The organism is Paraburkholderia lycopersici (assembly GCF_900096975.1).
GTDB classification, from domain to species: domain Bacteria; phylum Pseudomonadota; class Gammaproteobacteria; order Burkholderiales; family Burkholderiaceae; genus Paraburkholderia; species Paraburkholderia lycopersici.
Genome location: NZ_FMYQ01000011.1, coordinates 87,246 through 107,128, shown reverse-complemented (window position 1 = coordinate 107,128; position 19,883 = coordinate 87,246). Strand labels below are relative to the sequence as shown.

Annotated in this window: 17 protein-coding genes; 9 read left to right on the top strand and 8 right to left on the bottom strand. The window is 66.4% G+C overall.

Annotation, left to right across the window (positions count from 1 at the left end):
* Positions 1 to 30 precede the first annotated feature (30 nt).
* Genes BLU17_RS14205 through BLU17_RS14195 form a run of 3 tightly spaced genes read left to right on the top strand, consistent with a single transcriptional unit; the run spans position 31 to position 2,424 of the window.
* The gene (locus BLU17_RS14205; protein ID WP_091997453.1) at positions 31 to 1,008 is read left to right on the top strand and encodes a hypothetical protein; all 978 of its coding nucleotides are present in this window, start codon (positions 31 to 33) and stop codon (positions 1,006 to 1,008) included.
* Positions 909 to 1,901: an HvfC/BufC N-terminal domain-containing protein gene (locus tag BLU17_RS14200; protein WP_245746858.1), complete on the top strand. Its 993-nt coding sequence runs from the start codon at positions 909 to 911 to the stop codon at positions 1,899 to 1,901. Before BLU17_RS14205 ends, BLU17_RS14200 begins: the two co-directional genes overlap by 100 nt.
* A 10-nt stretch (positions 1,902 to 1,911) precedes the next feature.
* On the top strand, positions 1,912 to 2,424 hold the full coding sequence (locus BLU17_RS14195; protein ID WP_091997449.1) for a DoxX family protein: 513 nt from the start codon (positions 1,912 to 1,914) through the stop codon (positions 2,422 to 2,424).
* A 57-nt stretch (positions 2,425 to 2,481) separates the two neighbouring features.
* Here BLU17_RS14195 and BLU17_RS14190 read toward each other — a convergent pair whose 3' ends face one another.
* Positions 2,482 to 3,429, bottom strand: coding sequence for a helix-turn-helix domain-containing protein (locus BLU17_RS14190; RefSeq protein WP_091997447.1), 948 nt, complete (start codon positions 3,427 to 3,429; stop codon positions 2,482 to 2,484).
* Positions 3,430 to 3,957: 528 nt separating this feature from the next.
* Between BLU17_RS14190 and BLU17_RS14185 the strand changes: the two genes are divergently transcribed.
* The gene (locus BLU17_RS14185; RefSeq protein ID WP_091997446.1) at positions 3,958 to 4,224 is read left to right on the top strand and encodes a hypothetical protein; all 267 of its coding nucleotides are present in this window, start codon (positions 3,958 to 3,960) and stop codon (positions 4,222 to 4,224) included.
* 274 nt (positions 4,225 to 4,498) lie between these two features.
* On the opposite strand, the gene BLU17_RS14180 is transcribed toward BLU17_RS14185, so the two are convergent.
* Genes BLU17_RS14180 through BLU17_RS14170 form a run of 3 tightly spaced genes read right to left on the bottom strand, consistent with a single transcriptional unit; the run spans position 4,499 to position 7,294 of the window.
* A complete protein-coding gene (locus tag BLU17_RS14180) occupies positions 4,499 to 5,236 on the bottom strand; it encodes an ABC transporter ATP-binding protein (protein WP_091997628.1) in 738 nt (245 codons plus the stop codon).
* A 28-nt stretch (positions 5,237 to 5,264) separates the two neighbouring features.
* Complete coding sequence (locus tag BLU17_RS14175; protein ID WP_091997445.1) at positions 5,265 to 6,284, bottom strand: taurine ABC transporter substrate-binding protein; 1,020 nt, start codon at positions 6,282 to 6,284, stop codon at positions 5,265 to 5,267.
* Between the two features lie 23 nt (positions 6,285 to 6,307).
* Positions 6,308 to 7,294 carry an ABC transporter permease gene (locus BLU17_RS14170; RefSeq protein ID WP_245746857.1) on the bottom strand — a complete coding sequence of 329 codons (987 nt, stop codon included), beginning with the start codon at positions 7,292 to 7,294 and terminating at the stop codon, positions 6,308 to 6,310.
* Between the two features lie 318 nt (positions 7,295 to 7,612).
* On the opposite strand from BLU17_RS14170, the gene pdxR reads away from it, so the two are divergent.
* From pdxR to BLU17_RS14145, 5 genes are all read left to right on the top strand, one after another.
* Positions 7,613 to 9,139, top strand: a complete 1,527-nt coding sequence (gene pdxR, locus BLU17_RS14165; protein ID WP_091997443.1) for a MocR-like pyridoxine biosynthesis transcription factor PdxR — start codon at positions 7,613 to 7,615, stop codon at positions 9,137 to 9,139.
* Positions 9,140 to 9,324: 185 nt separating this feature from the next.
* Positions 9,325 to 9,729: a nuclear transport factor 2 family protein gene (locus tag BLU17_RS14160; RefSeq protein ID WP_091997442.1), complete on the top strand. Its 405-nt coding sequence runs from the start codon at positions 9,325 to 9,327 to the stop codon at positions 9,727 to 9,729.
* A 151-nt stretch (positions 9,730 to 9,880) separates the two neighbouring features.
* Entirely contained in the window at positions 9,881 to 11,698 is a 1,818-nt protein-coding gene (gene xsc, locus BLU17_RS14155) for a sulfoacetaldehyde acetyltransferase (protein WP_091997441.1), read from the top strand.
* 148 nt (positions 11,699 to 11,846) lie between these two features.
* Complete coding sequence (pta, locus tag BLU17_RS14150; protein ID WP_091997440.1) at positions 11,847 to 12,887, top strand: phosphate acetyltransferase; 1,041 nt, start codon at positions 11,847 to 11,849, stop codon at positions 12,885 to 12,887.
* Entirely contained in the window at positions 12,884 to 13,645 is a 762-nt protein-coding gene (locus BLU17_RS14145) for a sulfite exporter TauE/SafE family protein (RefSeq protein ID WP_091997439.1), read from the top strand. Before pta ends, BLU17_RS14145 begins: the two co-directional genes overlap by 4 nt.
* A 57-nt stretch (positions 13,646 to 13,702) precedes the next feature.
* Here the strand turns inward: BLU17_RS14145 and BLU17_RS14140 are convergent, their stop codons facing one another.
* From BLU17_RS14140 to BLU17_RS14125, 4 genes are all read right to left on the bottom strand, one after another.
* Positions 13,703 to 15,424 (bottom strand): cobaltochelatase CobT-related protein, encoded by a 1,722-nt coding sequence (locus BLU17_RS14140; RefSeq protein ID WP_091997438.1) that lies wholly within the window; start codon positions 15,422 to 15,424, stop codon positions 13,703 to 13,705.
* On the bottom strand, positions 15,421 to 16,398 hold the full coding sequence (locus BLU17_RS14135; protein ID WP_091997627.1) for an AAA family ATPase: 978 nt from the start codon (positions 16,396 to 16,398) through the stop codon (positions 15,421 to 15,423). The genes BLU17_RS14140 and BLU17_RS14135 overlap by 4 nt, the downstream gene beginning before the upstream one ends.
* A 114-nt stretch (positions 16,399 to 16,512) precedes the next feature.
* Positions 16,513 to 17,982 (bottom strand): amino acid permease, encoded by a 1,470-nt coding sequence (locus tag BLU17_RS14130; RefSeq protein WP_091997437.1) that lies wholly within the window; start codon positions 17,980 to 17,982, stop codon positions 16,513 to 16,515.
* A gap of 197 nt (positions 17,983 to 18,179) precedes the next feature.
* Complete coding sequence (locus BLU17_RS14125) at positions 18,180 to 19,595, bottom strand: NAD(P)/FAD-dependent oxidoreductase (protein ID WP_091997436.1); 1,416 nt, start codon at positions 19,593 to 19,595, stop codon at positions 18,180 to 18,182.
* Positions 19,596 to 19,883: the final 288 nt, after the last annotated feature.

The window sequence follows — 19,883 nt, the reverse complement described above, 5'->3', positions numbered from 1 at the left end:
CCGACAGCACAGACGAGAGGCACGGATATCATGATTGCGCGACAAGTGCTGGTTTATTACGCGTGGAGCCGGCCGGGCGAGTCCGGTGCGCCGCTGCACGTGATCGAAGACCGGTTTCCGGCGCTCTTCGAGAGCCGCAGAATGGGCTTCCCCCGCTTCCACGAGTTCGCGGACCCGCATGCGTTCGACCAGGGCATCGCGGGTTTCCTCGACCACATCATGAAGCACAACTTCACGGCCTTTGTCGATCTGGCGTCCGCGTTGACGGGCCAGCGCGTGATCGAGGTCGAGCGCGTCGCCGACGACGGAACGCCGAAACCGCTCGATACGCGTGCGCTCGACGGCATCGACACGCTGATCGTCATCAGCTTCGACTCCTGTCGCACGGCCCAGAAGGCGACGGACAACGAGATCGAAGCGGTCCGCGCATTCCTCGCGAACACGGACCATCTGGCCTTCGTTTGTCCGCATCACGACATCGGCGAAGTCGGCGATCTGAGCGGCGACGAAGCCTTGCAGCGCCAGATCGAGGAATTCGAACATCACGGCGACAAGACGCTTCCACCCCGGCAAGGCTTCGGCGGCTTCGCGCGCTCGTTACTCGCGGGCCTCGGCGTACCCGTGGAAAATCGCTTCGGACTCCGGCCGGCTTGCGCGGAGAACGGCGCGCCCGCGCCCATCGAAGCCGAAACGGCGCTCGACCGGCTGAAGCTGCTGGAGAACGTCCCTCACTTCAATCTGCACGCGCATCTGCCGCAACTCGATCGCCACGGCGAAGCGGCGGCGCGACTCGACGTGCTCGCGCGGCAGCGGATCGATCTCGACGCGCCGCCGCATCCGTTCACGCGCGAGCGCGCGACGTTCGACGCGCTGCTGCAGTCGCGCGAAGACGCGTTCGCGGGCACGCTGTGCGTGAGCGACGCGACGCTCTGGAGTTCTACCGCGAGCGGTGTCGACAGCCTGCGCCGGTTCTGGACGAACGTCGTCCAGCGCCCTCTCCGGCACTGAGCATCATGCGACGCCAGCTACCGGCGCCCACGCCAGCGGGATCGTCAAACCGACCGCGCTTCGGACAAGCGCGAAACGCAGGCCGCTGCGCGGCGCAGGACACGCCGTCCCTGTCCGAACGTCAAAGAATTTTCGCCGCGGCGCTGCTGGACCCCGCGCTGCCGGTCCCCGATGGCCTGGTCGGTCCCGATGCGTTGCCCGGCACGAAGCGCTTCGGCGTTTACCGGAACAACGTCGTCGTGGGACTGATCGAGTCGCTGAGGGCCGCGTTCCCCGTCGTATGCCGCCTCGTCGGCGACGAATTCTTCACGGCGATGGCCCGCGCGTACGTGGTCTTCGAGCCGCCCTCGACGCCGGTCATGCTGGCATACGGCGCGACATTCCCCGACTTTGTCGCGACGTTCGAGCCAGCGCTGAGCGTGCCTTATCTGCCCGATGTCGCCCGACTGGAGCGCGCATGGGGCGAGGCCTATCACGCCGCCGAAGCCACTCCGTTCGATCCGGCCCGGTTGGGCCCGATCGATCCCGCGCGTCTTCTGCTGGTCCGTTTCACGCTGCATCCTTCGCTGCGCATCGTGCGGTCCGCCTGGCCGATTGTCGAGATATGGTCGATGAACATCGACGGCGGTATGCCCGCCGCGGTCGACATCGGGCGCGGCGGCGAACATGCCCTCATCATGCGCCCCGCCGCCGAAGTCGAGGTCCGCGCGGTCAGCGCCGGCGCCGCGGCCTGGATGCTCGGCCTCCAGGCCGGTGCGTCGGTCATCGACGCGACCGCGCGCGCCATCGACGAAGAACCCGGTTTCGACCTCGCCCGCGCCTTGTGCGATCTATCGGCTATCGATGCGATCGTCGGCTGGAGCGCAAGCGAAGAAACAGCCCCGATGCCATGACGAGGTATGCATGAGCCAGTCCCTGCCCCGGGCCAGGCGCCCGTTCGAGTTCCTGATTCGCGCAATCCTCCAGCAGATCCAGAGCATTGCCGGGCTTGTCGCGCCTCCGCTGCTGCGCGTCGCCCTGGCTCTGCCGTTCCTGCGTTCCGGCCACACCCGTTGGGACGGATTCCTGAGCATTTCGCCCGCCACGCTGTTTCTCTTCGAGAATCAGTTCAAGCTCCATGTGTTCGGCGCCGCGTATGGCTTCCCCGCGCCGGACACCGTTGCATTGATCGTCGCCACAGCGGAAATCGCGCTTCCCGTTCTGCTCATTCTCGGACTGGCGACGCGCTTCGCCGCACTGGCGCTGCTGCTCATGACCGGCACGATCCAGTTGGTGTTTCCCGACGGCTGGGCCAATTTTCATCTCTATTGGGCCTCGCTCGCCGTCGGAATCATGGCGCTGGGCCCCGGGCCGCTGTCGATCGATCGCCCGATCAGCCAATGGTTCTACCGGCGGGCAATTCGCAATCCGATCTGAGGCTCGCCGGGATCGCGAATCGCGAACACGACGAATAAGAGGTAAAGCATTTCATGGTCAGGCGTGCGCGACTTTCATCGCGCGACGCCGGCCATGCTCGCGAGCAAAAGCGGCGGGCGTGCAACCCACGTGACGGTGAAAGCGCCTCGTGAAATGACTTTGATCCGCGAATCCTGCCGCCAGTGCGATCTGCGAAAGCGGCCAGTCGGTCTCCAGAATCAGCGACTGTGCCCGGCGAATCCGGCATTGCTCGACGAAGCTGATTGCCGTCATGCCTGTGCAGCGCTTGAACAGACGGGTGAAATGAAAGCGGCTCACGTTCACGATGCGGGCGAGTTCCGCGAGTCCGATCGGGCGGTCCAGATTCGCCTCGACATATTCGGTCACGCGGGCCAGTTCGACCTGGCTCAGTGCCGTCAATTCCCGCGACACGACCGGCTCGAACGCGTTGAAATTGCGGAGCAGATGCGCCGCGAGCGCATTCGATACCTGATCGACAATCAACAACTGCGCGGGATGCGGCTGACGTTCGAGTTCGGCCATGAGGATACGCGCGATGTACGCAATGACCGTATCACGCGTTTCGAACACATTGCGGATTTCGACCTGCGACGAGCTGCGCGCCCCGATCTGTTCGGCTGCCGATTCGACGAGCGCGGTGGGAATACGCAGGCGCGCCGTCGCCGAGGCATCCCCTTCCCAGAGCGAATCGTGACCGGCGGGCATGAGCATCGAAACGCCGGCCGAAACGAGGCTTTCATGAATCTTTCCATCGCGCCCCTGGACGAGCCGGGCGCTGCCGTAAGGGCAGAAACAGATCAGATGATGGTCGAGCGCTGGATAACGCTCCGACACGTCCGGTAGCGCAGCATACATGTCGACGGTCACGCCGGTCCATTCGCGTCCGCGCGTGGTTGCGGTAGCGCGATGCGACAGCACATGCACGATGTCGTCGATCGATACCTGGCTTGGGGATGCGGAGCCGCTAACGTGTGTCTGGACCATCGATGACTCCGTTCTGGACGAGCGTCGTCCGCAGGCGCGGAGGGTGTGCAAGCGTGACGCCGAGCGAAAATGCTAGCACGAAAAAATGACCGATAACGCCCGACGAATGCGCGAACGCGCCATGTGTCGAGGGGCGCACGTAAAGATGACAACAAACATTCCGTCGTGCTAATCAAGCATCGAAAAAAACGCGCACGCCCTGTTTAATCCGATGGATGCAGGCTCCGATAGTGTCGCCACACTCGCCTCCCGGTTCGCCTGCCAGGCTAGAACGGTCTCGACAGACGCTCCCCGATAAACAAAGGAATCCCGATCATGGTCCAATGCGCGCGCTGAACTAGCCGGATTTTTCTACGGCTTCCGTGTCTGCGGGCGGCAAACCGGCAATATGCCAGTCTCGATGTCCTTGTTGCTACGCTGCTCGCCACATGGACGCGCGCCGGGCATGCGTCGGGGGTTTTTACCAAGTTTCGTGGAGCAGCAGCCGTGAGACTCTATACGCCAGTGCCATTCCCTATGGAGACCGGCATGCAAGCTGAGACGCTCAAGAATGCAAGGTTCGCCGTTTTTCTGAAACGGTCGGCTCTGTGCCTGCTGATGTTGCCAGCTGCCTGCTTTTTCTGGGCGCTCCACGCGTACCCGACACAGGATGCATGCTGGCTTTGCCTGTCCCTGGCAACCTACGTCTGGCCCTTCGCTGGCGTCCTTTTTGTGGTTTCGGCGGGGTTCCACGTCGAGCCCCTTGATCGGCGACTCGAAAAGGATGTCGGATTGCGGCAGGCGCATGGGCACTAGCCCGCGTGCCGTCCAGCGGGGCAATCCACTGTAGCTGCACGGATAAAAGCCTTCTGGAAACAGGAGGCTTTTGAGTCGCGGCTGGCCGGCAGCATTCTGCACCGGTCAATCCGAATTTCGACGTGCGGAAATCTTGCGCCGGGCAAGCGCTTCGCCACCGGTTGCCCGCGGCTTCTATCTACGCTGGACAACTGGCCTGGTGAGCAAACAGGGGGTGAACCCGCGCGCACATCTCGTTGCCGAACGCTCGAATCGCGCTTTCTTCGCACTCCGGTCAATGCGCGAGTATGCCCATTGCGCACTTCTTCAATTCCAGAAAGTGCGGTTCGAACGCGACTTCCGGCGTGCGGGGCCGCTGCAGTTCGATCGGTACGTCGAGTGCGACCCGTCCCGGCCGTGCCGAAAGCACGACGAGGCGCGTGCCGAGAAAGATCGCTTCGTCGATGTCGTGCGTGATGAACACGATCGTGCACTGGAGCTGTTCCCACAGCGCCGTCAAGAACGTTTGCATCGCGCTGCGAGTCTGCGCATCCAGTGCGCCGAACGGCTCGTCCATCAGCAATACCTTCGGCTTCATGACGAGCGCGCGGGCAATCGCCACGCGCTGCTGCATGCCGCCCGACAGTTCATAGGGCTTGTGCCGGGCGAAAGCCTCGAGATCGATGATGCGCAGGATTTCGGCCGATGCGCGCCGCCGCTCCGCCTTGGGAACCGCGTGCAGCGACAGCCCGAACTCGATGTTTTCTTCCACGCTGAGCCACGGAAACAACCCGGCCTGCTGGAATACGACGACACGGTCGGCCCCGGGCTGATTCCTGATTTCGCCGTCGATGTAGATGTTGCCCCGCGTGGGCGACGTCAGGCCGGCCAGCAGGTGCAGCAAGGTCGTCTTGCCGCAGCCGGAGGCGCCGAGCACGGTGACGAATTCGCTGCCCTGGAACTGCAGATTGATATTTTCCAGCGCGGCGGTGGCGCCGAATGTCTTGTACAGGGAATCGATGACGATATTCAAGTTCGTCTCCTGCGCGGCGGTCAGCCGGTCAATGGGCAAAGGATCTGGAATACTGCGGCGCGACGTTGGATTCGAAACTCGCCGGCACCGACGGAATGCGGCCTATCGTATTGAGCACCTTCGCAGTATTCACCAACGTCAGGTAGGTCGCGGAGGTTTTCGCGCCCGCGTCCATGCCCATGACTTTCGGCGTGGTCTGGTCCGCGCCGGAGAAAAGCTCGTAGCCGGCGAGTTCGCTTTGGGCGACGGGCACGGTGACGCCCGTTTGGCGAGCCATGTCGGCCAGCGCCTTGTCCCGCTGCTTCAACGTCAACTGATAGCCCTGGTCGAGGGCGGCGACGAAACCGCGTACCAGATCGGGATGCGCCTTCGCCCAGTCCGCGTTGGCAATGCACACGTTGTAGCTCGATGCCTCTCGCGGCAGGTCCCCGTCGGTCTTGATCGCCTTGCCGCCGCTCGCGCGCAGCGCGCTGAATACCGGATCCCAGACGATAGCCGCGTCGATCGCGCCGGTTACCCAGGATGTGCGCATCTGCGGCGGGGCCATGTTGATCTGGGTCACCGACGAATACGGCACGTGCGCGGCCGCGAGAAAGGTCGCGAGCTCGAAGGAGGCCTGCGAGCCGGCCACGATCGCGATCTTCTTGCCTTGCAGTGCCGCGACGTCATGGATTCCGCTGTCGGGCTTGACCACGATGCCGGCCGCATCCGTGTAGCGCTCCTGGTTGTACACGATGGTCATCGGCAAACCCTGCGCGATGGCGGTGACAAGCGGTGGAATGCCGATGCCGCACATGAACGTAAGACTGTTCGAAGCCAACGCGCTCATCGCCGCCGGGCCCGAACTGAAGAGCTTGTACTGCACGTCGGCGTTCATCTGCTGTTCGAACATGTGCTCGGCCATCGACACCATGTACGGATCGGCGCCGTTGTCTTCGTAGCCGATGATGACCTCGGGCTTGCTCTGCGCGTGCCCCGCTCCCGGCAGCAGAGAGCCTGTGGCAAGCAACGCAGCCGCCGCGGCATGGACCCATTGCGTCTTTTTCATTTTCGTCTCCTCGGATAACCCGATCAGTTGTGTTCGCGCCAGGGAACGACCCAGTTCTCGATCTTGCGTATCACCAGTTCCATTGCATATCCGATCAGCCCGATGATTACGATGCCGACGATCACGATGGCGACCTGCAGGGCCTGTCCTGCGAACTGCACGAGCCAGCCGAGGCCGCTGCTCGCAGCGATCAGTTCGGCCGCGACCAGACAGGTCCACGCGACGCCGATCCCCACGCGCATCGCCGTGAATATCTCCGGCATGGCCGAAGGCAGCACCACCCTGCGGAAAATTTGCGCGTTGCTCGCGCCGAGTGTGCGCGCAACGGAGATGCGCAACGCCGGCGTGCTTTTCACGCCCGACATGGTGCCGATGATGATGACCGGAATGGTGCCGACGAGAATCAGGATGGCTTTGGGCAATTCGCCAATGCCGAACCACACCACCAGAAGCGGAATGTAGGCGAGCGGCGGAACCGGACGGATGAACTGGAGGAAGGGGTCGACGATGTCGAACACGACCTTGTTTCGTGACATCAGCAGTCCTACCGGAACGCCGATCGCGATCGCCCCCACGAAACCGATGACGATGCGAAAGCAGCTGATGAGGATGTCGCCGGCCAGCGCCTGTCCTCCGTAGCCGTTGTGCGCGATTTCGACGAAGGCCTGCCACACCGCCACCGGCGAGGGCAGCGCGAACGCAGGGAAGATCCCCGCCATCGATACCGCCTGCCACAGTACGACCGCGATCACCAGCACGGCGGTGGTCAACCAGTACGAACTCCACCCCGCGCGGGCGCGGCGGATTTTGACGTCCGGCTCTTTCGGCGACTCGACAGGACGCTTGATCGTCTTGAATGGTCTGGGTAGGGCTCGCACCGCCGTCTCCTCGAGTTGAAAATTCAGTGAGCACGCCAGGGAACTGCTTCCGATATGAAGTCCGGTCCGCGGTGACGAGGACCGGCTCCGGCTTCTCGCTTGTCGCGCTTGCGATCTCGCCCGTTTGATCAAGCATTCTCAATCAATAAAGCAACGGGTAGTACCAGGCGAGGAGATCTGATGGGGCCAGCCCGACAGACGCGAGATCGGCGTGCCTGGGTGACGCGCACGCTGGCGCACACCGGCTCGCGCTGCGCCGCAGCAAAGGTGTGACGCCGGTCCGTGTCTGCGGCCGCGAAAGCCGGGCGCGCATCCCGCGGGGAAAGTCGCTCCGAAATTTACCTGGTCGACTCGGGCGGCCCAACCTGAATATTGTCTTTATAGAATGGCCGGCAACCGATCCGATCCTGGAAATTTCCCTCATCAACCTCATCTGTCGCAGGAGCAAGCATGCCGACCCGCACCCCGGCTGCCCTATGGGTCCAGCAGTTCCGACGGTCACCGGAGTCGAAGACAAGCCTGCAGCACAAGATTCGCGAAATGCTGGTCGCGGCGATCCTCGACGGGCAGTTGCTCCCTGACGCCGCCCTGCCATCGAGCCGGGAACTCGCCGACCAGCTCGGCGTCGCCCGCAATACCGTCGTGCTCGCCTATCAAATGCTCGTCGAGGAAGGCTATCTGGTGTCGCGCGAGCGCAGCGGCCACTTCGTCAACTCCGCCATGCTCGAGGGCCTGCACGGCGTGACGGCGCGGCAGCCCGACGTTGCCGGGGCCCGCGGCGGCGAAATGCCGGCGCCCCCCATGTGGAAAAAGCGCATCGTGCGTCCGCCCTCGGCGCAGCGCAACATCGTCAAACCCGCCAATTGGCAGAACTACGCATTTCCTTTTATCTACGGGCAGTTCGATCAATCGCTCTTTCCCACCAACGACTGGCGCGAGTGCTGCATGAAGGCGCTCTCGATCATGGAGATCCGCAACTGGGCACCCGATCTGATCGAGCGCGACGACGAATCGCTGATCCAGCAGATCCGCACGCGCGTGCTGCCGCGCCGCGGCGTGTTCGCGATGCCCGAGGAGATCATCGTCACGAACGGGTGCCAGCAGGCGCTGTATCTGGTCGCCGATCTGCTCTGCGGAAAACACACGACGGTCGGCATCGAGAATCCGGGCTATCCCGACGCACGCAACATCTTCGTGAACCGCAATGCGCAACTGCTCGAACTGCCGATCGACGGCGAAGGTATCGATCCGGTACGGCTTCGCGACTCCCTTGCGCGCTGCGATTACGTGTTCGTCACGCCGAGCCACCAATGCCCGACCACGGCCACCATGCCGATCTCGCGCCGCCGCGCGCTGCTCGAACTGGCGCAGCGGCACGACTTCGTCATCATCGAAGACGACTACGAGAGCGAGAACACGTTCTCCGGCACGCCGCATCCCGCCTTGAAGAGCCTCGACACGGCAGATCGCGTGATCTACGTCGGCAGTCTGTCGAAGACCTTTGCGCCCGGGCTGCGTCTCGGTTACGTCGTCGGGCCGCAAGAGCTCGTGCGCGAATTGCGCGCGCTGCGCCGGCTCATGGTCCGGCATCCGGTCGCCTACGTCCAGCGCGCGTTCGCGACGTTCCTCGCGCTCGGTCATCACGATGCGCTCCTGCGCAGGCTCGCGCATGCCTACAAGGAGCGGGCGCAAGCCCTGATGGCGGCGCTCGACGCCCATCTGCCGGAGGTGCGTTACGTGCCTGTGGGGGGCGGCGCGTCGTGCTGGGTGGAAGGCCCGCCGTGGCTCGATTCCGCGCGCCTCGCCGATGACGCGCGCGAGGCCGGCATTCTGATCGAGCCCGGCGGCGTGTTCTTTGCCGACGAGGCCGGACACGGCCGCTGGTTCCGCATGGGCTTTTCCGCAATCAAGCTCGAAAAGATCGAGCCCGGCGTGCGCGCGCTCGCGCAGGTCGTTCGACAGCAGCAGCCCTCCTAGCCTTCCCGGGCCCGCCAGGCCGCCCTGGCGGGCGCGTCGCCGCACGGCCAGTTGGGCGCTGGCCCAGGCGAAAGCTCCGCACTGGTGCTACCGCCCTCGACGGCCCCCCCCTAACGTGTCGACATACCGCGCCGCGCGCGACTTGCGCGCGCCGCACGGCCCGGGTTTTTCCCATGGAGACACGTATGGCAGACACGCTCAGCGCCCCACCCGCCGTCACGGCCGATACGCTCGCCGCCTTTTCCGATGCCTTCAACCGCCACGACGCCAATGCGCTGATGGCGTTCATGACCGAAGACTGCGTGTTCGACGCGGCAGGCGGCCCCGAGATCTACGGCGCCCGCCACGTCGGACGCGAGGCGGTGCGCGCCGCATTCGAAGCCGTCTTTCGCACCTTCGCCGACGCTCACTGGGGCGAGGGGCGCCACTACGTCGCGGGCGACCGCGGCGTGTCCGAATGGGTGTTCACCGGCACGCATGCCGATGGCTGGCGCATCGAAGCCGAAGGCTGCGATCTGTTCGAGTTCCGCGACGGCCTGATCGCCGTGAAGCGAGCGTTCCGCAAGGAGCGCCCGAAGCAGCCCGCCTGAAACTACGCATCCGCGCGCTGTTCGTTTTGAAACGAAACGTTCCATTCCATTTCAGATTCCCCCATCAAGGACGGAATTCCTTGACCCGCATGGGGCGCCGAATAGCATTCGAGACACGGCATTCCGTCAAACGATAACCCGGAGACAGTTGATGAGCGAAAAGACCCCAACCCAGCGAGCAACGTCCAGCGGTCCGCAGGACATGACCCCGTCCGAAGCCTTCGTCGAAACCCTCGCGGCCAACGGCGTGACCGACATGTTCGGCATCATGGGCTCCGCGTTCATGGACGCTATGGACATCTTCGCGCCCGCCGGCATTCGCCTCATTCCCGTGGTCCACGAACAGGGCGCGGCACACATGGCGGACGGCTATTCCCGCGTGTCCGGCCGCCACGGCGTCGTGATCGGCCAGAACGGCCCGGGCATCAGCAACTGCGTGACGGCCATCGCGGCCGCCTACTGGGCCCATAGCCCGGTCGTGATCGTCACGCCCGAAGCGGGCACGATGGGCATCGGGCTCGGCGGCTTCCAGGAAGCCAACCAGTTGCCGATGTTCCAGGAATTCACCAAGTACCAGGGCCACGTGACGAACCCGGCGCGCATGGCCGAGTTCACCGCGCGCTGCTTCGACCGTGCGATGTCCGAAATGGGACCGACCCAGTTGAACATTCCGCGCGATTACTTCTACGGCAAGATCAAGGTCGAGATTCCGCAGCCGCACCGCCTCGACCGCGGCCCCGGCGGCGACGAGAGCCTGAACGAAGCGGCGGAACTGATCGCCGGCGCGAAGTTCCCGGTCATCCTCTCCGGCGGCGGCGTCGTGATGGGCGACGCCGTCGATGAGTGCAAGGCGCTCGCCGAACGCCTTGGCGCCCCCGTCGTGAACAGCTACCTGCACAACGACTCGTTTCCGGCGAACCACCCGCTGTGGTGCGGCCCGCTCGGCTACCAGGGCTCGAAAGCCGCGATGAAGCTGATCTCGCGCGCGGACGTCGTGATCGCGCTGGGCTCGCGCCTCGGTCCGTTCGGCACGCTGCCGCAACATGGTATGGACTACTGGCCAAAAGACGCGAAGATCATCCAGATCGACGCCGACCACAAGATGCTCGGCCTCGTGAAGAAAATCTCGGTGGGCATCTGCGGGGACGCGAAGGCGAGCGCGAAAGCGCTGACGGAGCGCCTCGCGAACCGCACGCTGGCATGCGATGCCACACGCGCCGAGCGCGCCGACCAGATCGCCACCGAAAAGGCCGGATGGGAAAAGGAGCTCGACGCGTGGACGCACGAGCGCGACGCCTACAGCCTCGACATGATCGAAGAGCAGAAGCGCGAGCGCACGCCGGGCGGCGGCGAGTACCTGCATCCGCGCCAGGTGCTGCGCGAACTCGAAAAGGCCATGCCCGAGGACGTGATGGTGTCGACCGACATCGGCAACATCAACTCCGTCGCGAACAGCTACCTGCGATTCAACAAGCCGCGCAGCCTGTTCGCCGCGATGAGCTGGGGCAACTGCGGCTACGCATTTCCGACCATCATCGGCGCGAAGGTCGCGGCGCCCCACCGCCCGGCGGTCTCGTATGCGGGCGACGGCGCCTGGGGCATGAGCCTCATGGAGACGCTCACCTGCGTGCGCCACAACATTCCGGTGACGGCGGTCGTGTTCCACAACCGCCAGTGGGGCGCGGAGAAGAAGAACCAGGTGGACTTCTACGATCGCCGCTTCGTGGCGGGCGAGCTGGAAAGCCCGAGCTTTGCCGGCATCGCGAAGGCGATGGGCGCCGAAGGCATCGTCGTCGACAGGCTGGAGGACGTGGGCCCGGCGCTCAAGCGCGCGATCGACCTGCAGATGAACCACGGCAAGACGACCATCGTCGAGATCATGTGCACGCGCGAGCTCGGCGATCCGTTCCGCCGCGACGCGCTCTCCAGGCCCGTGCGCCTGCTCGACAAGTACAGGGACTACGTCTGACGGACGGCCCAGCCGCAGCCGCGCGCGCACGATACGGCCACACGGTGGGGCCATACGGCGCGCGCGCTTCGTCGGCCGCACGCGGCGCCCCCGCTTGCGGCCGGTTTTCGTCTGGAGACGCCAGGCGGCATTCCGAGCCCATCACACCATGAAAGCCCTGAACCGTATCGTCGAAGGCGCGCGCCTCTCGCCCATGCGCATCGTGCTTTGCGAAGCTGAAGACGCACGCGTGCTTGCCGCCGCGGCACGCGCGAGCCGGGAGGGGATCGCGCACATCCTGCTCGTCGGCGAGCCGGCCGCGACGCGGGCGGCCGCCGCGCGCGCGTCGGTCGATCTCGCCGGAATCACGCTGATCGACTCGCAAACCAGCGAATGGCGCACGGCTTTCGCCAGCGAGCTCGTCACGCTGCGCCAAAGCAAGGGCATGACGCCCGCGCTCGCGCGGGACGAGGCCGCGAAGCCGCTCGCCTTCGCCAACCTGATGGTGCGTCTCGGCCACGCGGACGGTTCGGTGGCGGGCGCCGTTCACACGACTGCCGAGGTCGTGCGCACGGCCATCCAGTTGATCGGCGTCGAGCCGTCATTCAGGCTCGTGTCGAGCTTTTTCCTGATGATGCTATGCGAGCCGTTTCATCACTACAAGGGCGGCCTGATCTTTTCCGATTGCGCGCTCGTCGTCGACCCGGACGCGGCGCAGCTTGCCGAGATCGCCATGGCCGCCGCCGACAGCGCGCGCAGCCTCCTGATGGAAGAGCCGCGCGTCGCGATGCTGTCGTTCTCGACGAGCGGCAGCGCCCACCATGCGAGCGTGGACAAGGTGATCGAGGCGACCCGGCGCGTGCACGCGCAGCGACCCGGCCTGTGCGTCGACGGCGATGTGCAGCTCGACGCAGCGCTGGTGGCGGAGATCGCCGAGCGCAAGATCGCGCATTCGCAGTGCGGCGGGCACGCGAACGTGCTGGTGTTCCCGAATCTCGACGCGGGCAACATCGGCTACAAGCTCGCCGAACGCCTGGGCGGCGCGAAAGCCATCGGCCCGCTGCTGCAGGGGCTCGCCCGGCCCGCCAACGACCTCTCGCGCGGCTGCAGCCCCGAGGACATCTATTACGTGATCGCCGCGACGGCGGTCCAGGCACAGACGGCCCGCCAGCGCGTCGTCACCCACTCGAAGGAACCCCACGCGGCATGACGTACGAGAAGGTCCTGGTGCTGATCGCCCTGATCGGCGCCGCCAGTTATTTTCAGACGGTCACCGGCTTCGGCCTCGGCATGATCGTCATGGGCGCAACGAGCGGCTTCGGCCTCGCGCCCATCGCCAGCATCGCAACCCTCCTGAGCCTCGTCACGTTCGCGAACAGCGCCACCGCGCTGCCCGGCAAGCTCCACCATATCGACTGGCGCGCGGTGGGCGCCGCGACGCTCGGCGTGCTGCCCTCGGTCGTCGCGGGCGTGCTGCTGCTGGAGTACCTGAGCGCTTCGGCCTCCGGCATGCTGCAACTGCTGCTCGGCGCCGTCGTGCTCTACGGTGGACTGAGCGCCGCGTTGCGCCCCGCGCCGCTCGCGCAGCGCTCGGGCGACCGCAGCTTTTTCGTGAGCGGCGTGTGCGGCGGCCTGTTGAGCGGCATGTTCGGCGTGTCCGGGCCGCCGCTCATCTTCCAGTTCTATCGTCAGCCGCTCACGCTGATCGAGATTCGCTGCGCGCTGATCCTCATCTTCACGGTGACGTCGGCCACACGCGTGTTGTTCAGCGTCTGGCAAGGGCAGCTCGGCCCGGCGATCTGGATCGAGGCGGCGCTCGCCGCGCCGGTCGTCATGCTCGCGACGCTCGCGGCGCGGCACTACCCGCCGCCGCTCTCCTGCATGGCGACGCGCCGGTTCGCGTTCGGCGTGCTGATGGCGATCGGTGCCGCGCTCGTGCTCTGTTCGCTGAGGGCGCTGTTTCGCTGACGGCGAAGCGGCGCGGCTCGCGCCCTCGCGCGCGATGGCGGCGCGCGCCGCCTCGCGCTAACGGCGCGTGCCGATCCACCGCGCGAGTCCTGCGAGCGTCCTCATGTCGAGCGGCTCGTCGAAGTCGAGCGCGACGCAGTGCCGGTAATACGGACCGAGATCGAGCCCGACGCCGAGCCCGATCACGTCGACGTCGCGCATGGCTTCGTGGCGCGCCACCACTTCCTTCAGGTGGTTGTCGAGATAGAAGGCGTCGTTCGCCTGGGCGCTCGCCGCGTCCATCGGGCTGCCGTCCGAGATCACGACGAGGATGCGTCGCGCCTCGGCGCGGCTCGCGAGCCGCGCGCACGCCCATTCGATGGCCTCGCCATCCACGCCTTCGCGAAACAGATCGGTCTTCAGGAGCGCGGCAATGGCCGGGCGAGCGCGCCGCCAGCTATCGTCGGCGCTCTTGAACACCATGTGGCAGGTTTCGTTCAGACGCCCGGGATGCGGCGAGCGCCCGCTCGCGAGCCAGTCGGCGCGCGCGCGGCCGCCGTTCCAGGCGAGCGTCGTGAAGCCGAGCACCTCGCACGCGAGCCCGGCCTGCTCGCACGCGCGCGCGAACAGGTCGACCATCGCGGCGATCGGCTCGACGTGCGCCTTCATCGACCCCGAGCAATCGATCAGGAAGCCGACCACGCAATCGCCGCGCGGCTCCAGCCGCTCGCGCCTGAAAACGCGGCGCTCGGCGGGCGAGCTGACAACCTGCGCAAGGCGTCTGCCGTCGATGTAGCCGTCCTCCTCGCCGAAGCGCCAGTCATCGGCCCGCGGCACCGCGAGCGCCGCCTGCAGCACGCGCGCGAGCCGCGCCACGTTGATGCCGTGCGCGGCGACGCGCTCGTCGAGCCGCTCCCGGTACGCGCGCAGCAGCGCCTCGCGCACGAGCGTTGCGGGCCGGATCTCGCGGTCGTACTGCGTCGTATAGGCGCGATAGCCCTCGGCCGCCTCGGCCAGCACGCGGCTTTCGCCGGTCGGCGCCAGCGCGGGCAGGTCGGCGCCGGCCTCGTCGAAGTCGACCCAGAGCGAGAACGACGTCAACGCATCGTCGGGCTCGCGGGCTTCGTGCGCGTCGTCATGAGCGCGTGCGGCGCGCGCGTCGTCGAGCATCGAGGCGATGCGGCGCGCCAGTTCGCGCGCGTGTGCCGCATACGCGCGCTGGTCCGCGCGGCTGGCGCGCAGGCCGGCGAGCTGCGCGCCGATCGCCGGCACGATGCCCGCGCGCGTCGCCTCGATCAGATCCGCGGCCTCCTCCGGCACCGGCCAGCCGGTCACGCGCGACCATACGATCTGCGCGACCGTGTAGAGCAGGATGCCGAGGTGGTCTTCGTTGACGCCGGTCCGGCAACAGGCGCGCGACCACGCCTCGAATCGATGCCGCAGGTTCTGCGCGAGCCCCGGCATGCCGGGCGGCAGGCACGCCTCGCAGCGCACCTGCTCGAAGAGTTCGAACAGCATGCGCTCCACGGGCCGCCCGGGACACAGTCGCCGGTGCAGCGCCGCATCGGAATGAAGGATCCGCTGGGCGGCGGCGTCGGCGGCGCCGCGCAACGACGCGAAGTCGTCCTCGCAGGCGTCGGTGCGCAGATGCGGCGCGTAAAACGGCAGCGGCCGGAGCTGCCGGTACAGACGGCCGGCGCGGTAATGCAGCGCGGCGTCGCCCGTGAGCGCGCGCACGGCGGCCGCGCACAGCGCCTCGCGCCGCAACGCGGCGCGCACCGCTTCGCGCGTGGGCGTCACGTGCGCGGCCCCGGTGCGTCGCCGCCGCCGGGCTGCGCGGCGTCCAGCTCGACGCCGAAACAGCGCTGGTAATACTCGGCGACGATCGGCCGCTCGGCCTCGTCGCACTTGTTCAGGAACGTCAGCCGGAACGCCAGCGCCGGCGTGCGGAAGATCTGGCAATTCTCGGCCCAGTTGATGACGGTGCGCGGCGACATCAGCGTGGAAAGATCGCCGCTCGCGAATCCTTTGCGCGTGAGCGCCGCCACGGCGATCATCGAATCGACGAGTTCCCGGCCCGCTGCGTCGGCCATCTCCGGCACGCGGGCGAGGACGATGCCGGCCTCCTCGTCGCGCGGCAGGTAGTTGAGGGTCGCGACGACGTTCCAGCGGTCCATCTGCGCGTGGTTGAGCATCTGCGTGCCGTGATAGAGGCCGTTGAGATTGCCGAGCCCGATCGTGTTGGTGGTCGCGAAGAGGCGGAAGGACGGGTGCGGGCGGATCACGCGGTTCTGGTCGAGCAGCGTGAAGCTGCCGTCGCGCTCGAGAATGCGCTGGATCACGAACATGACGTCAGGACGGCCCGCGTCGTATTCGTCGAAGATCAGCGCGACGGGACGCTGCAGCGCCCACGGCACGATGCCCTCCTGAAACTCGGTCACCTGGCGTCCGTCGCGCACCACGATGGCGTCCTTGCCGACGAGATCGAGCCGGCTGATGTGGCCGTCGAGATTCACGCGCACGCAAGGCCAGTTCAGGCGCGCCGCGACCTGTTCGACATGCGTGGACTTGCCCGTGCCGTGCAGCCCCTGCACCATCACCCGCCGGTTGCGCGTGAAGCCCGCGAGAATCGCGAGCGTCACCTCGGGGTTGAAGCGGTACGCCTCGTCGAGATCCGGCACGTGGGCGTCGCGTTCGCCGAACGCCGGCGCCATGAGGTTCGAATCGAGGCCGAAGCACTCGCGCACCGACACCAGGCGGTCCGGCCCCGCCATCGCGCGCTCGGCCGTCGTCGCGCGCTCCTCAAGGTTCTCATGGCTGCACACGGGCGCCTCCATCATGCTGTCTGCGTTTCGCATCGCGTCGATCGGGCCGTCGCTCATCCGGCTTCATTCGCCAAGGCCGCCGTGCAAGCGGCCCGGCCCGGCGTCAGTCGCGGCGGCGGGCGGCCAGGTCACGAAGCCCGGCTCCTCATCGCGGGCGCGGCGGCGATGAAACCATGCATAGGCGACGAGCAGCGCCGCGAGGCTCGCAACGCCGAGCCAGAGCGGCTTGCGCTGCTCGGGAATGAAGGCCATCGCCACCAGAATGCTCACCATGCCGCCAATCGCGACCCAGGTGAGATACGGGAAGCACCACATCTTCACGCGCAGTTCGCCGACCGAAGCCGGATCGAGGCGCTTGCGCAGGCGCAGTTGCGAGAGGGCGATCAGCAGGTAGACGAAAATCGCCACCGTGCCGTAGGAGTTGACGAGGAACGCGAACACCGTATCCGGCGAGACGTACGACATCACGACCGACACATAGCCGAACACGGTGCCAGGCAGGATCGCCCGCACCGGCACGCCGCGGCGGCTCACCTTCGCGAGCGCCTGCGGCGCGTCGCCGTGGCGGGTCAGCGCGAACAGCATGCGCGATGCCGCGTAGAGCCCGGAGTTCAGCGCCGAAAGCACGGCGGTCAGGACGATCGCGTTCATGACGTTCGCGGCGGCAGGCAAGCCCATCGCTTCGAGCGCGCTCACATAGGGCGTGGCCATCCGCGGCGAGTTCCAGGGCACGAGCGCGACCACGAGCAGCACGGAGCCTACGTAGAACACGAGCACGCGGGTAATCACGGAATTCGTGGCCTTCGCGACAGCCTTGGCGGGCTCGCGCGTCTCGGCCGCCGCGATCGTGACGATCTCCGCGCCGAAATAGAATCCCGTCGCCGCGACGGCGCCGCTCAGCACCGGCCCGATACCCTTCGGCATCAGGCCGCCATGGCCGAGCAGCGTCGGCAATACGGCGGTCGTATGCAGCGGCGACGGCCACAGCCCGAGCACGTAGAGTCCGCCGAGAAACAGGAACACGACGATCGCCGCCACCTTGATCGACGAGAACCAGAACTCGAACTCGCCGTAGCTGCCCACCGAAATGAGATTCGTCGCGCTCAGGAGCACGAGCAGGACGAGACTGATCAGCCAGGCGGGCGCATCCGGGAGCCAGAACTGCACGAGCTTCGCACCGGCCACCGCTTCGACGGCGACGACGATCACCCAGAAATACCAGTACATCCAGCCGGTGAGGAAGCCCGCGAGCTTGCCCGGTCCGCGCCAGCTTGCGAACGCGAGGCGCGCATATTCGTAGAACGAACCGACGGCGGGCCTCGCGCACGCCATTTCGCCCAGCATGCGCATCACCAGCACGACGAGTCCGCCGGTGATGAGAAACGACAGCACCGCGGCGGGCCCGGTCTGCCGGATCACGACGCCGCTGCCGACGAAAAGCCCGGCCCCGATCACGCCGCCTAGCGCGATCATCGTCATGTGCCGCTGCTTGAGCCCGCATTTCAGATCACTTTTGTCCATCGAGGGTTGCATGTCACCTCCTCCAGATTCCCTGGCCGGGTTGTACGGGTGCGCGCCGTTCGTGACGGGCGAGCCGGTGCGCCGCGCGCACGCTCCTCTCCCGGACGGCTGCCACTCGCGTTTATTCGCTTCGTCATGCGAACGGATTTGCGGCGGACGTCCATGCCGGCCGGACCGGCAACACCATGGTCCGGCGGCACGGTCCATTGTCAGGCCTTCTCGTCGCGCCTGAAGTACTGCAGATAAAGCATGCGCTGACCGATGCGCCTGAACGGCGCAAACGGGTGGCCGGGCAGCGGCGTGGTGAAGATCGGCAGCGTCTGGTGCGCGCCCTTGCCGGCGATGCGCTCGGCGAGCCGCCGCCCCGCCTGCTGCGAGTACGATACGCCATTGCCACCGTATCCGAGCGCGTAGTACACCGATTGCCGCGGATCGGGCTGGCACACGCGCGGCATCATGTCGTGGCTCACGTCCACCCAGCCCCACCACGAGTAGTCGATCTGCACGCCGCGCAGCGCCGGAAACTTGCGCGCCATGCCCTCCTTGAGCAGATCGAGATGGCGCGGATTCGGCGCGTCCTCGCCCGTGATCGCGCTGCGGCTGCCGATTTGCAGCCGGCGATCGGGCAGGAAGCGATAGTAAAAGCGCAGCGTGCGCGTGTCCGTGAGCACCTGGGTCGTACGGAAGTTGCAGGCGGCGATCTCGGCATCGGTGAGCGGGCGGGTGACCATCGAGTTGGAGAGGATCGGCATGACCTTGCTGCGCAGCGCGGGATGCAGCGTCTGCGCCGTGTACGCGCCGGTCGCGATGCCGACCGCGCGCGCCTTCACGACGCCGCGCGGCGTGCGCAGGTGATGAACGCCGTCGATCGTCTCCCACGCCATCACCGGGCTGCTCGTGTACACCTTCGCGCCGGCCGCGCGCGCGAGGCGCAGATAGCCGAACGCGAGTTTCAGCGCGTGCACGCCGATCCCCTCGGGTTCGTGCAGCGCGCCGGCGGCCTCATGGTCGTCGACGAAGTCGCGGCGGAAGGTCTGCGCGCTCAGGAGCTCCGACGGGTAGCCGAACACCTCTTTCCAGACCTTCGCCTCGGCGGCGAGCTTCGCCATGATGCGCGGCCGGTGCGCGATGAGGAAATGGCCGCCCGGCTGCGGATCGCAGTCGATCTCGGCGACGAGTTCCTTGAAGTGATCGAAGCCCTGCTGGATCTCGTCGTGCATCTTCAAGGCGATGTCCTTGCCCCAGCGCTCGATCCACTGCGAGCGCGTAAGGCGTCCCGAGGCGTTCTGCCCCTGCCCGCCGTTGCGGCTGCTGCAGCCCCAGCTCGTGCGGTTCGCCTCGAGCACCACGGCCTTGATGCCGTGCTCCCGCGCAAGGCATAGCGCCGTGGCGAGCCCCGTGTAGCCCGCGCCGATGATCGCGACATCGACGTCGAGGTCTTTCGCGACCGGACCGTCGTCGGGAGGCGGGCTGCCCGCGGTCGCCACCCAGTAGGTCGGCGCATAGTCCTTGCCCAGCCCCGGCCCCGGAGAGACGAGCGGATCGTAGGTGGGGTCGTACTTCGTGGAGCCGCCGCCGTTTCCGGCAAAGCCGGCGGCGGCCGGATCGACCGTGCTGTATCCCATGGTCAGTGCTCCGCCGGCTTCATGCGGACGGCTGCACAGACCGTTGCGTGCGCGGTTCTCGTCGACTGCGTGTTCGTCATGCCTGTCTCCTTTCGATTGGCGTTGGCGCTTTGGCGCCTTGCTTCGATCCCATGCGCGGCTTCGCATTGCCTTGGCGCCGAGTTGAAAAAATTCTAGGCAGACCAGAATCGCGCAGGTAGATCCAGTGGCCCGGTATCGACTGGTACAGCGGCGCGACCAGGGTAATCCGGTACGTAATCCCATGAGCTTTGCGTCGATCCGCGAATG